Genomic DNA, 13376 nt, shown 5'->3' on the forward strand with positions numbered 1-13376 from the left:
GTTACGCATACGCGGGGTGAATGATTGTCGCGGTCGGTTATGAGGTGGACTTATGCTCGGTCCACTCTCAACCGACAACAACAATGAGGTATGCCATGCGTGAAGTGGTGATCGTCGACAGCGTGCGGACCGGCCTGGCCAAATCCTTTCGCGGCAAGTTCAACCAGACCCGTCCGGACGACATGGCGGCCCATTGTGTCGATGCCTTGTTGGCGCGTACCGGCATCGATCCGGCCAGCGTCGAGGATTGCATTGTCGGTGCGGGCTCCAACGAAGGCGCGCAGGGCTACAACATCGGGCGCAACGTGGCCGTGTTGTCGCGTCTGGGCACCGGCACCGCCGGCATGACCCTCAACCGCTTTTGCTCCTCGGGCTTGCAGGCGATTGCCATCGCCGCCAACCAGATTGCGTCGGGTTGCAGCGACATCATCGTTGCCGGTGGCGTCGAGTCCATCAGCCTGACCATGAAAAGCGTCAACACCGACAACCTGATCAACCCGCTGCTGAAAGAGCAGGTGCCTGGCATCTATTTCCCGATGGGCCAGACCGCCGAAATCGTCGCGCGTCGCTACAACGTCAGCCGCGAAGCGCAGGATCTGTATGCGTTGCAAAGTCAGCAGCGCACGGCAAAGGCTCAGGCCGCCGGTCTGTTCGATGATGAAATCGTGCCAATGACGGTGAAGTACCGGGTCGAAGACAAGGCCACCGGGCAAATTCAAATCCTCGATGGCATCGTCGATCGCGACGACTGCAACCGCCCGGACACCACGCTGGAAAGCCTGGCCGGTTTGAAACCGGTGTTTGCCGAAGACGGCTCGGTCACGGCAGGCAACTCGTCGCAACTGTCCGACGGCGCGTCGATGACGCTGGTGATGAGCCTGGAAAAAGCCCTGGAACTGGGCTTGAAGCCCAAGGCGTTCTTCCGTGGTTTCACGGTTGCCGGGTGTGAACCGGATGAAATGGGCATTGGTCCGGTGTTCTCGGTGCCGAAGTTGCTCAAGGCCAAGGGCTTGGAGTTGGCCGACATTGACCTGTGGGAACTCAACGAAGCGTTTGCTTCGCAGTGCCTGTACAGCCGTAATCGGCTGGAGATCGATCACGAGAAGTACAACGTCAATGGCGGCTCGATTTCCATCGGGCATCCGTTCGGCATGACCGGTTCGCGTCAGGTCGGGCATCTTGTGCGGGAGTTGCAGCGACGCAATTTGCGTTATGGCGTCGTCACCATGTGCGTGGGTGGCGGGATGGGCGCGACGGGGTTGTTTGAGGCGGTGCGTTAAATTCGCAAAACGGTGTCGCCTGATCAATCGCTATCGCGAGCAGGCTCACTCCTACAGTTGATCGCATTTCAATTGCAGGAGTGAGTCTGCTCGCGAAGGCAGCGCCTCGGTCTAACGGCGGGCCCTTAAAATCTGCATCCGCTCGATATACGCCTGAATCTCCCGCGCCGCCGCCTCGGCATTATCAAACGGCCCTTCGAGCGTATTTTCCCGAGTACTGAAATACAGTTCCCCATTCACACGACACAACCGGTCACTGCGAAAGTGCATCGCGGGGGCGTTGTCCTTGGCGCGCATGCCGTACATGGCGATCTCCTGGGGGGAATACCGTGAGCTTATGCACGAACCTCCGACTGTGCCCGGCCAACTGATCGACGGCCGCTGCGACCTGCACAGTTTCATTCGCGTCCACTCGCCAACTGTCCCTGTGTGCCAGACGCCGCTGCGCCTAGAATGGTGTTTCTCGCCATCAGGCTGTTGGGGTTCGCATGCACATTTCATCCGGTCGCTGGGTTTACGGTCTGTTTCTGGCCCTGTTGACTGCGCTGTTGTGGGGAATCCTGCCGATCAAGCTCAAGCAAGTGCTGTTGGTGATGGACCCGGTGACTGTCACCTGGTTTCGCCTGATTGTGTCCGGTGGTTGCCTGTTTGTGTATCTGGCCGCGACCAAACGTTTGCCAACGCGCAAAGTCCTCGGCCCGCGAGGTGGCTGGCTGGTGTTGATGGCGGTGCTCGGTCTGGTCGGCAACTACGTGCTGTACCTGATGGGCTTGAACCTGCTCAGCCCCGGCACCGCGCAACTGGTGGTGCAGATGGGCCCGATCATGTTGCTGATCGCCAGTCTGTTTGTGTTCAAGGAGCGTTTCAGCGTGGGGCAGGGGATTGGCCTGTTGGTGCTGCTGATCGGTTTCGCCCTGTTCTTCAATCAGCGCCTGGCCGAGTTGCTCACTTCGTTGACCGAATACACCACGGGCGTGCTGCTGGTGTTGTTGGCGTCCACGGTCTGGACTTTCTATGCCTTGGGGCAGAAGCAATTACTGACGGTGTGGAATTCGTTGCAGGTGATGATGGTGATCTACCTGTTCTGCGCGTTGTTGCTGACACCGTGGGTGCATCCGCTTGAAGCGCTTCAATTGAGCCCGCTGCAAGGCTGGCTGCTGCTGGCGTGCTGCATGAATACGCTGATTGCCTATGGCGCGTTTGCCGAAGCGCTGGCCCATTGGGAAGCTTCACGAGTGAGTGCGACGCTGGCGATCACGCCGTTGGTGACGTTTGTCGCGGTGGCCGTGGCCGCGTGGTTGTGGCCCGATTATGTGCATGCCGAGACGATCAACGGTCTGGGGTATGGCGGGGCGGTGCTGGTGGTGTTGGGGTCGGCGTTAGTGGCGTTGGGGCCTTCGTTGATGGCGGGGCTCAAGGCTCGTAAGGTCCGGATGGCAGCAGGTTAATCGCGTCATCGTTCATCGCGGGCAAGCCACGCTCCCACAGGAAATGGCGATCCCCCTGCAGGAGTGAGCCTGCTCGCGATAGCAATCTAACTGACACTGTAAAACTTAACCTTTGGCCCCAGCCTCCAGCATATTCTCCGGCCTTACCCAGGCCTCAAACTGCTCATCCGTCAGATACCCCAGCTGCAATGCCGCTTCCCGCAAGGTCAGCCCTTCGGCATACGCCTTCTTGGCAATCTCCGCCGATTTGTCGTAACCGATGTGCGGATTCAGTGCTGTCACCAGCATTAACCCACGCTCCAGGTGTTCAGCCATTTTCTCTGCGTCCGGCTCAAGCCCGGCGATGCAGTGCTGCTGGAAGTTGCTGCAGCCATCCCCCAGCAGGCGGATCGATTGCAGCAGGTTGTGGATGATCACCGGTTTGAACACGTTCAATTGCAGATGGCCCTGACTCGCCGCGAAGCCGATGGCGACGTCATTGCCCAACACCTGACAGGCCAGCATCGACAGCGCTTCGCACTGCGTCGGATTGACCTTTCCCGGCATGATCGAGCTGCCCGGTTCATTGGCCGGCAATTTAACCTCGGCGAGACCGGCGCGGGGGCCGGAGCCCAGCAGTCGCAAGTCGTTGGCGATTTTCATCAGGGTCACCGCCAGGGTCTTCAACGCCCCCGAAAGAGTCGTCAGCGGTTCGTGACCGGCCAGCGCCGCGAATTTGTTCGGTGCGGTGATGAAGGGCAGGCCGGAAAGGGCCGCCAGCTCGGAAGCAATCGCTTCGCCAAAACCGTGGGGCGAGTTCAGCCCGGTGCCAACGGCGGTGCCGCCCTGGGCCAGTTCACACACGGCTGGCAGTGCGCTGCGGATCGCCCGTTCGGCGTAATCCAGTTGCGCGATAAACGCCGAGATTTCCTGGCCGAAAGTGATCGGCGTGGCGTCCATCATGTGCGTTCGGCCGGTCTTGACCAGTTTCATGTGACGCGCCGCCAACTCGGCCAACCCGCCCGACAGTTCACTGATGGCCGGTAGCAAATGCTGTTGCACGGCTTGGGCCGCCGCGATGTGCATGGCGGTGGGGAAGCAGTCATTGGAGCTTTGCGAGCGGTTGACGTGATCGTTGGGATGCACCGGCGACTTGCCACCGCGCGGGTTGCCGGCCAGTTCGTTGGCGCGGCCGGCGATCACTTCGTTGACGTTCATGTTGCTTTGAGTGCCGCTGCCGGTCTGCCAGACCACCAGCGGGAACTGGTCGTCATGGCTGCCATCGAGCACTTCGTCGGCGGCCTGTTCGATCAGCCGGGCGATGTCGGCGGGCACATCACCGTTACGGTCGTTGACCCGCGCCGCCGCTTTCTTGATCAATGCCAAAGCGTGCAGCACCGCCAGCGGCATCTTTTCGTTGCCTATGGCGAAGTTAATCAGCGAGCGTTGCGTCTGAGCGCCCCAGTAAGCTTCATCCGGGACTTCCACCTGGCCAAGGCTGTCGGTTTCGATACGGCTCATCAATGCACACTCCTGTAGGGCTGATAGCGCAGTTTAGGCCGTGATCGCCGGCCGTGGTTCCATCTGAAGGTTTTTTGCCTCTTCAGCCCCTCTAATTCAGGCCTGACAAGGCTTGGGGTTGAGCGACACACTTTTTTAGGCGCAGAATGGACGCCCTTGGGGTTTTACCTCGCCTGCTAGAAAAGGAAACTCGATGACTCGTCTTCGTGCCATCTGTACCGCGGTTGCACTGGTTTGCGCCAGCGGCCCAGTTTTTGCCGATACCGCCAGCCACAACGCCAGTGCCGAAGCTTTCCTGACTCTGGCGCACGCTGACAAATTGGGCACTCCGGTGTACATGCAAGTACAGCAAATGTTCGCTCAGCGCTTTGAACAGACCAAAGCCCCTGAATCGAAAAAAGCCTTGCTGGAAACGTATCAAGCCAAAGCCAACGCCGCGCTGGACCAAGCCATTGGCTGGAACAAGCTGAAGCCGGACATGGTCAAGCTCTACACCACCAACTTCACCGAGTCCGAGCTCAAAGACCTGGTAGCGTTCTACCAGTCGCCGCTGGGCAAGAAAGTCCTGGAAAAAATGCCGCAGCTGACTCAGCAATCGGCCCAGATGACTCAAGCCAAGCTGGAAAGCGCGGTACCTGTGGTCAACAAACTGTTGGCTGACATGACTGCCGAGCTGGACCCGAAAGGCGCCGCGGCTCCAGCAGCCAAGAAAAAGCCTTAAGCGGAGTTCGGTATGACCATGCAACAACGCATCGAATCAACGCTGGGCCTGTTACAGCCGCAGCATCTGCAAGTGCTGGATGAAAGCCACATGCACAGTCGTGGGTTGCAGACTCACTTCAAGGCCGTGGTGGTCAGCCAGCAGTTCGAAGGGCTGAACCGGGTCAAGCGTCATCAAAAAGTCTACGGCACGCTCGGCGAGCTGATGGGCGAGTTTCATGCGTTGGCGCTGCATACCTACACGCCTGAGGAATGGGCACAGATCGGCGCGGCTCCGGCCTCGCCGACCTGTGCTGGAGGAAAGCAGTAAAAAGCAGCTTCAAGCTGCAAGCTGCAAGATCACGGCGACCTGCTTCAACTTGCCGCTTGAAGCTTACCGCTCGAAGCTGCTTTCTTGCTAAAATCTGCAACGCGCCGCTCACCCGGCGCGTTTTTTTTTATCCGGTTCACCCTTTGCGAGGGTAGCCACCTGGAGAAATACCCATGACACAACAGATTGTCGTGGCGGCACTGTATAAGTTCGTCACCCTGGAAGATTACGTCGCCTTGCGCGAGCCACTGCTGCAAGCGATGGTCGACAACGGCATCAAAGGCACGCTGCTGATTGCCGAAGAAGGCATCAACGGCACCGTGTCCGGCAGCCGCGAAGGCATTGACGGGCTGATGGCCTGGCTCAAGAACGACCCACGCATGGACGACATTGATCACAAAGAGTCGTACTGCGACGATCAGCCGTTCTACCGCACCAAGGTCAAGCTCAAGAAAGAAATCGTCACCCTCGGCGTTGAAGGCGTAGACCCGAACAAAAAGGTCGGCACCTACGTGGATCCACAGGACTGGAATGCGCTGATCAGCGATCCGGAAGTGTTGTTGATCGACACCCGTAACGATTACGAAGTCTCGATCGGTACCTTCGAAGGCGCCATCGACCCCAAAACCACCAGTTTTCGCGAATTTCCTGACTACATCAAAGCCAACTTCGACCCGGCCGTGCACAAGAAGGTGGCGATGTTCTGCACCGGTGGCATTCGCTGCGAGAAGGCGTCGAGCTATATGCTCAGCGAAGGCTTTGATGAGGTCTATCACCTCAAGGGCGGCATCCTGAAGTACCTCGAAGAGGTGCCGCAGGAAGAAACCAAATGGCAGGGCGACTGCTTCGTGTTCGACAACCGCGTGACCGTGCGGCATGACCTCAGCGAAGGCGACTACGATCAATGTCATGCCTGCCGTACGCCGATCAGCGTTGAAGACCGCGCCTCCGAGCATTACGTCGCCGGCATCAGCTGCCCGCATTGCTGGGATACGCTGAGCGAGAAGACCCGGCGCAGTGCCATTGATCGGCAGAAGCAGATCGAACTGGCCAAGGCGCGCAACTTGCCTCACCCGATCGGCTACAACTACAAGCAAACCCCTTCCGAGGCTTGAATCATGTCTGCGCGCCGCCGTCTGCTCTATGTGATGGATCCGATGTGTTCCTGGTGCTGGGGTTTTGCGCCAGTGGCCACTGCCTTGGTCGAACAGGCGCGTGCGGCGGGCGTAGAGGTGCATCTGATTGTCGGTGGTTTGCGCACCGGCAGTGGTGCGGCGCTGGAGCCGACTACCCGACGTTACATTCTTGAACATTGGCAGGCGGTCACCGAAGCCACCGGCCAACCGTTCAAGACAGAAGGCGCGTTGCCGGACGGCTTTGTGTATGACACCGAGCCTGCCTGCCGGGCGTTGGTGACCGCACGTGCCCTGGCGCCGGATTGCGCATGGAAACTGTTAGGCCTGATCCAGCACGCGTTCTACGTCGAAGGGCGCGACGTCACCCACGCCAGTGTGCTGGTGGAATTGGCCGAGCAGGCCGGTCTGCCGCGCATCGAATTCGCCGCCTTGTTTGACAGTGCCGATATGCACGCCGCCACGGCGGCCGATTTCACCTGGGTCCAGGACCTGGGCATCGCCGGTTTCCCTACCTTGCTGGCTGAGCGCAAAGGTCAATTGGCGTTGCTGACCAATGGCTATCAGCCCCTGAGTGAATTGTCCCCGTTGCTCGGCCGCTGGCTGGAGCACTCTGTCTGTGCATGATGGTCCTGATGGCGTCCCGGCTCCCGCGTGTGTCGATCGGCTGAGCTGGGCCGAAATCCGCCGACTGGCCTTGCACCATAAAAAATCCCTTTGGATCGCCAATGGCGTCGCCGTGTTGGCGACCTTGTGCAGCGTGCCGATTCCGTTACTGCTGCCGTTGCTGGTGGACGAAGTGTTGCTGGGCCACGGTGACGCCGCGTTGAAGGTGATGAACCACGCCTTGCCCGAAGGCTGGCAGAAAGCGGCAGGCTACATCGGCCTGATGTTGTTCGTGACCTTGTTGCTGCGCTGCGGCGCCTTGTTGTTCAACGTGATCCAGGCGAAATTGTTTGCGGCGCTGGCCAAGGACATTGTGTATCGCATTCGTACCCGCCTGATCGAGCGGCTCAAGCGCATTTCACTGGGCGAATACGAAAGCCTGGGCAGCGGCACGGTGACCACGCACCTGGTCACCGACCTGGACACGCTGGACAAATTCGTCGGCGAAACCCTCAGCCGGTTTCTGGTGGCGATGCTGACGCTGGTCGGCACCGCGAGCATTCTGATCTGGATGCACTGGAAGCTGGCGCTGCTGATCATGCTGTTCAATCCGTTGGTGATTTACGCCACGGTGCAGCTGGGCAAGCGGGTCAAACACCTGAAAAAACTCGAAAACGACAGCACCTCGCGCTTCACCCAGGCACTGACCGAAACCCTCGACTCGATTCAGGAAGTGCGTGCTGGCAACCGCCAGGGGTTCTTCCTCGGTCGCCTTGGCCTGCGGGCCCGGGAAGTGCGCGATTACGCGATCAGCTCGCAATGGAAAACCGATGCCTCGAACCGTGCGAGCGGCCTGCTTTTCCAGTTCGGTATCGATATTTTTCGCGCGGCGGCGATGCTCACCGTGCTGTTCTCCGACCTGTCCATCGGCCAGATGTTGGCGGTATTCAGCTACCTGTGGTTCATGATCGGCCCGGTGGAGCAATTGCTGAATTTGCAGTACGCCTATTACGCCGCCGGCGGTGCGCTGTCGCGGATCAACGAGCTGTTGGCCAGGGCAGATGAGCCGCATTATCCCGGTGGGGTCGACCCGTTCCAGGGCCGCGACACGGTGGGTATTGAAGTGCAGGGGCTGAGCTTCGGTTATGGTGATGAGTGGGTGTTGAACAAGATGGACCTGTCCATCGCCCCCGGTGAAAAAGTCGCGATTGTCGGCGCCAGTGGCGGTGGCAAAAGTACGCTGGTGCAACTGTTGCTGGGGTTGTACACGCCGTTGGCCGGGACCATCCGCTTCGGTGGTTCGACCCAGCAGGAGATCGGCCTGGACACCGTGCGCGAAAACGTCGCCGTGGTCCTGCAACATCCGGCGCTGTTCAACGACACCATCCGCGCCAACCTGACGATGGGCCGTGTACGCAGCGACGATGCCTGCTGGCAGGCACTGGAAATTGCCCAACTGCACCACACGGTTCGAGAGCTACCCAATGGCCTGGACAGCGTCGTCGGGCGCTCCGGCGTGCGTTTGTCCGGCGGCCAGCGCCAACGCCTGGCGATTGCGCGGATGATACTGGCCGAACCCAAAGTGGTGATTCTCGACGAGGCCACCTCGGCGCTGGACGCTGCCACCGAATACAACCTGCATCAGGCCTTGTCGCGGTTTCTGAGCCACCGCACCACGCTGATCATTGCGCACCGGTTGTCCGCGGTGAAACAGGCTGATCGGGTGCTGGTGTTCGATGGCGGACAGATTGCCGAGGATGGTGACCATCAACAATTGATAGCTGATGGTGGTTTGTACGCGAAGCTTTATGGTCATTTGCAGCAACTTTAGCGTCGACGTACAGTCCCTTTTCTATTGCGCTTCATGCGTCGCCGGGAACATCCCGGCGAATAATCAAGGACTTGCCCGTCCTGGCAGGCTTCTCGCTTGCCGGGATCGAGAACGCACCCTAGTCTAGCTATAGCGATCACGTTGGGATGATGATCTGGCAGTGCTAAAACAAGGGACCTCATGAATCAAACCCGGACTCTCGGAACGCCACGGTTGTTGGGCATCGTCTGGCCATTTATTGCCGTCGTGCTGTTTCAGGCCCTGTTGGGTGGCGTCAGCCTGTACGTTCTGTCGGCGGTTCGCGGCTACGTTGCCGGTGAAAGCCTTTGGTCAAAGGGCCAAAAGGACGCCATCTATTACCTCAACCTCTACGCGGACAATCGCGACGAGGCGATTTTCCGCAAATACCAGAACGCCATTGCCGTTCCTCAGGGTGGCCACGAATTGCGTGTGGCGCTGGATCTCCAGCCGCCCGATATCGAAGCTGCGCGAGTGGCTATCCTCAAGGGGGGTAACCACCCCGACGACGTTTCAAGCCTGATCTGGCTCTACCTCAATTTCCGCCATTTCACCTACCTTGAAAAAGCCATTGACCGCTGGACGGTGGGCGACGCGTACCTGCTGCAACTCAATGACGTGGCGCAAGAGATGCACCAGCGCATTACCGAAGGTCAGGCCACCACCGCCGATATCTGGCGCTGGAAGGATCGGATATTCGCCATCAACGATGCAGTGACGCCCGCTGCCAAAGCGTTCAGCGATGCGTTGGGCGAAGGCTCGCGCCTGATTCTCCGGTTGCTGCTGGTGACCAATCTCGCCACGGCGGTGGGCCTGATCGCGCTGGCGTTGCTGCGTACCCACAAGTTGCTCAGGCAGCGCCATGAGTTCGCCGAGGCGCTGCAACTGGAGAAAGACCGGGCGCAGATCACCCTGCAATCCATTGGCGACGGGGTCATTACCACGGATGTCGAAGGCGCTATTGCCTACATGAACCCTGCCGCCGAGGCGCTGACCCACTGGAAAGCCGAACAGGCGACGGGTCTGCCTTTGGCGGCACTGTTCAACTTGCTGGATGAAAACGCCCAGGCTGATGGTTTCACGTTGATCGAACATATTCTGAGCGGTCAGCTCAGCGGGGGCAGCGAACATTCAAAGCTGATTCAGCGCCTGGATGGCAGCACGGTGTCGGTGACGCTGGTTGGCTCGCCGATTCGCAACGCGGGCAAGGTCAGCGGCACCGTGCTGGTGTTGCATGACATGACGCAGGAGCGCCAATACATTGCCAATCTGTCCTGGCAGGCGACTCATGACGCCTTGACCGGGCTCGCCAACCGCCGAGAGTTCGAGTTTCGGCTGGAGCAGGCACTGCACAACCTGACGCGGCATTCCGGGCGTCATGCCCTGATGTTTCTCGATCTGGATCAATTCAAACTGGTCAACGACACCTGTGGCCATGCGGCGGGCGACGAGTTGCTGCGGCATATCTGCGCGCTGTTGCAGTCGGGCTTGCGCGAAGGCGACACCCTGGCCCGCCTCGGTGGCGACGAATTCGGCATCTTGTTGGAAAATTGCGCGCCGGAAGCGGCCGACAAGATTGCCGAGAACCTGCGCCAGACCGTCCAGAACCTGCACTTTGTCTGGAAAGGCCGGCCCTTCGTGACGACGGTGAGCATCGGGCTGGTTCATCTGGCGCAAACGCCAACTTCCCTTGAAGCCTCGCTGCGTGCTGCGGACATGGCGTGTTACATGGCCAAGGAAAAGGGGCGCAATCGAGTTCAGGTCTATCACGCCGATGACTCGGAGCTGTCGCTGCGCTTTGGCGAGATGGCCTGGGTCCAGCGTCTGCATATGGCGCTGGAAGAGGATCGCTTTTGCCTGTACTCCCAGGAAATCGCACCGCTAGGGCATACCGAGCGCGGGGGCGGGCATATCGAAATTCTGTTGCGCCTGCATGACGAAGCCGGCCGCATGATCCTGCCGGACAGTTTTATTCCGGCGGCGGAGCGTTATGGCTTGATGACTGCACTCGATCGCTGGGTCGTGGAGAACGTCTTCAAGGTCATTGCCCAATGTATATCGGAGGCGCGTAAAGGTCCGTTAGCCATGTGTGCGATTAATCTGTCAGGTACTACTATCGGAGATGAGGCGTTTCTGGACTTCCTGCGTGAACAGTTTGTTAACTATTCCATTCCGCCTGAAATGATTTGTTTTGAAATCACTGAAACCAGTGCTATTTCCAATTTGGGCAGTGCAATCAGATTTATCAATGAGCTCAAGGGTTTAGGTTGTCACTTCTCGTTAGATGACTTTTGCGCCGGAATGTCCTCGTTCGCTTACTTGAAACATTTGCCTGTAGACTTCTTGAAGATCGACGGGAGTTTCGTAAAGGACATGCTGGACGACCCGATTAACCGCGCCATGGTCGAAGTGATCAACCACATCGGCCATGTCATGGGTAAGCGCACGATTGCCGAGTTTGTAGAGTCACCCCAGATCGAGCAGGCATTGCTGGAAATCGGGGTCGATTTCGCTCAAGGGTATGTGATTGAACGCCCGCATCTGTTTACCTGCGATAGTTTGCAAAGTCGTCCTGCCCGGCCTCAGCCTTTGTTGTTCAAGGCCCCGGGCACGTTCCGTTGAAATCTCTTGCTGATCCGAACAATCACAATCAAAAGGAGCCCGACAGTGATCGACACATTCAACCGAACCGGACCACTCATGGAAGCTGCAAGTTATCCTGCCTGGGCGCAACAGCTCATCAAGGATTGCAGCGAGAGTAAGCGCCGGGTTGTCGAACACGAACTGTATCAGCGCATGCGAGATAACAAACTCAGCGCAAAAACCATGCGTCAGTACCTCATCGGTGGCTGGCCGGTCGTTGAACAGTTCGCGTTATACATGGCACAAAACCTGACCAAGACCCGCTTTGCCCGCCATCCTGGCGAAGACATGGCGCGTCGCTGGCTGATGCGCAATATTCGCGTGGAGTTGAACCATGCCGATTACTGGGTGCACTGGAGTCGGGCGCACGGCGTCAGCCTTGAAGATTTGCAGGCGCAGCAGGTGCCCCCTGAACTTCATGCCTTGAGCCATTGGTGCTGGCACACCAGTTCGGCGGATTCGCTGATCGTCGCCATCGCCGCGACCAACTACGCCATTGAAGGCGCAACCGGTGAGTGGTCGGCGCTGGTTTGCTCCAGTGGTGTCTATGCGGCGGCGTTTCCGGAAGAGGATCGCAAACGGGCGATGAAGTGGTTGAAGATGCACGCCCAGTACGACGATGCCCATCCGTGGGAGGCACTGGAAATCATCTGCACCCTGGCGGGCATGAACCCGAGCAAGTCATTGCAAGTGGAACTGCGTCAGGCCATCTGCAAGAGCTATGACTACATGCACCTGTTTCTGGAGCGCTGCATGCAGCTGGAGCATTCGGAAAAAGCACCGGTGGCGCGTGAGCGCATGGCGCTGGCAGAAAGCTAAACGGGTTTAAAGACACTACAAACCAAATGTGGGAGCGAACTTGCTCGCGATGGCTGCTAAACATTCAATAAAGATGCTGAATGTTAGAAAGCTATCGCGAGCAAGCTCGCTCCCACATTGGTTTGTAGTGTTGTTTAGAGCTCAACCCGCCATCGTCAACCGGTTGCGCCCCTCGCGCTTGGCGACATACAACGCACTGTCAGCCCGTCGCAACAAGCTCTCGGCAGACTCACCCGGCAGCAGGGTCGAACATCCGAGGCTGACGGTCAGTTCTACTGCATTGCCATCCGCCCGATAGTCCTGAGCCTGAGCTGCTGCCCGCAGCCGTTCGCCGACCATGGCGGCAGCTTCTCGAGTGGTGTTGGACAGCAGGATCAGAAACTCTTCGCCGCCAAACCGGAATACCATGTCGACATTGCGCAACTGGTTTTTGATCGCCGTGGCGACGGCCTTGAGTACGTCATCGCCGGCGTTGTGGCCATAACTGTCGTTAACGTTTTTGAAGTGGTCGATGTCCAGCATCAGCAGGGACAGAGGCATCAAGTGGCGTCGCGACATCTCGATTTCGCGTTCCAGGGTCTGATCCATGGCGATGCGGTTGCCAGTATCGGTCAATGGGTCACGCAATGCGCTTTGCGTCGCCGCCCGGTAAAGCAGGGCATTGCGCATCGGGAACAGCAGTGCCGACAGCAACGACTCCAGATTGCCTTGATCAAGCTCGCTGAATCGCTGATTGCGGCGGAAGACCAGTTCACCCAGCTGCTCGCCTTCATGGCTGAGGTTGTAACTGACCGAGTGATGGCCGCGCTGACCGAACTCCAGGCGCAAGTCACTGGCCTGATGCCGATAGTTCAAGGCATCCAGTGGTACCAGGCGCTGAACTTCGCGGAAGAAAAGTCCGAGAATGCGTTGTGGCTCGAGGCTGGTTTGCAACTGCTGACCCAGTTGCTGGCGCAATAGCGCAAGGCTGACGGGGCGTTCCAGAAGAGGAGGTTGCTGACCAAATCCCAGGCGTTGCAATTTGGCGCTATCGAAGTCAATTGCGTTGGTCTGGGAAGGTGATTTCAT

12 protein-coding genes are annotated in these 13376 nt (G+C 58.7%); 9 read left to right on the top strand and 3 right to left on the bottom strand.

Going from position 1 to position 13376, the window contains the following annotated elements; translation table 11 throughout:
• Positions 1 to 95 precede the first annotated feature (95 nt).
• Positions 96 to 1280, top strand: a complete 1185-nt coding sequence (locus tag D882_RS0115510; RefSeq protein WP_027924093.1) for a thiolase family protein — start codon at positions 96 to 98, stop codon at positions 1278 to 1280.
• A 111-nt stretch (positions 1281 to 1391) separates the two neighbouring features.
• Here the strand turns inward: D882_RS0115510 and D882_RS0115515 are convergent, their stop codons facing one another.
• Positions 1392 to 1586 carry a DUF6316 family protein gene (locus D882_RS0115515; protein ID WP_027924094.1) on the bottom strand — a complete coding sequence of 65 codons (195 nt, stop codon included), beginning with the start codon at positions 1584 to 1586 and terminating at the stop codon, positions 1392 to 1394.
• A gap of 182 nt (positions 1587 to 1768) precedes the next feature.
• Between D882_RS0115515 and D882_RS0115520 the strand changes: the two genes are divergently transcribed.
• Positions 1769 to 2728 carry a DMT family transporter gene (locus tag D882_RS0115520; protein WP_027924095.1) on the top strand — a complete coding sequence of 320 codons (960 nt, stop codon included), beginning with the start codon at positions 1769 to 1771 and terminating at the stop codon, positions 2726 to 2728.
• A gap of 105 nt (positions 2729 to 2833) precedes the next feature.
• On the opposite strand, the gene D882_RS0115525 is transcribed toward D882_RS0115520, so the two are convergent.
• A complete protein-coding gene (locus D882_RS0115525; RefSeq protein WP_027924096.1) occupies positions 2834 to 4228 on the bottom strand; it encodes a class II fumarate hydratase in 1395 nt (464 codons plus the stop codon).
• 193 nt (positions 4229 to 4421) lie between these two features.
• On the opposite strand from D882_RS0115525, the gene D882_RS0115530 reads away from it, so the two are divergent.
• The 7 genes from D882_RS0115530 to D882_RS0115560 all read left to right on the top strand — a co-directional run bounded on the left by D882_RS0115530 (position 4422) and on the right by D882_RS0115560 (position 12308).
• On the top strand, positions 4422 to 4949 hold the full coding sequence (locus tag D882_RS0115530) for a DUF2059 domain-containing protein (protein WP_027924097.1): 528 nt from the start codon (positions 4422 to 4424) through the stop codon (positions 4947 to 4949).
• 12 nt (positions 4950 to 4961) lie between these two features.
• On the top strand, positions 4962 to 5258 hold the full coding sequence (locus tag D882_RS0115535) for a BolA family transcriptional regulator (RefSeq protein ID WP_027924098.1): 297 nt from the start codon (positions 4962 to 4964) through the stop codon (positions 5256 to 5258).
• Positions 5259 to 5431: 173 nt separating this feature from the next.
• Positions 5432 to 6373, top strand: coding sequence for a rhodanese-related sulfurtransferase (locus D882_RS0115540; protein WP_027924099.1), 942 nt, complete (start codon positions 5432 to 5434; stop codon positions 6371 to 6373).
• 3 nt (positions 6374 to 6376) lie between these two features.
• A complete protein-coding gene (locus tag D882_RS0115545; RefSeq protein WP_027924100.1) occupies positions 6377 to 7018 on the top strand; it encodes a DsbA family protein in 642 nt (213 codons plus the stop codon).
• Positions 7011 to 8828 (top strand): ABC transporter ATP-binding protein, encoded by a 1818-nt coding sequence (locus D882_RS0115550; RefSeq protein ID WP_027924101.1) that lies wholly within the window; start codon positions 7011 to 7013, stop codon positions 8826 to 8828. Before D882_RS0115545 ends, D882_RS0115550 begins: the two co-directional genes overlap by 8 nt.
• A gap of 180 nt (positions 8829 to 9008) precedes the next feature.
• Positions 9009 to 11468, top strand: coding sequence for an EAL domain-containing protein (locus tag D882_RS0115555; RefSeq protein ID WP_027924102.1), 2460 nt, complete (start codon positions 9009 to 9011; stop codon positions 11466 to 11468).
• 78 nt (positions 11469 to 11546) lie between these two features.
• Positions 11547 to 12308 (top strand): iron-containing redox enzyme family protein, encoded by a 762-nt coding sequence (locus D882_RS0115560; RefSeq protein ID WP_228758893.1) that lies wholly within the window; start codon positions 11547 to 11549, stop codon positions 12306 to 12308.
• Between the two features lie 141 nt (positions 12309 to 12449).
• Here D882_RS0115560 and D882_RS0115565 read toward each other — a convergent pair whose 3' ends face one another.
• Positions 12450 to 13376: a GGDEF domain-containing protein gene (locus tag D882_RS0115565; protein ID WP_027924104.1), complete on the bottom strand. Its 927-nt coding sequence runs from the start codon at positions 13374 to 13376 to the stop codon at positions 12450 to 12452.

The organism is Pseudomonas sp. URMO17WK12:I12 (genome assembly GCF_000514395.1).
In the GTDB taxonomy this organism is placed as follows: Bacteria; Pseudomonadota; Gammaproteobacteria; order Pseudomonadales; family Pseudomonadaceae; genus Aquipseudomonas; species Aquipseudomonas mucoides.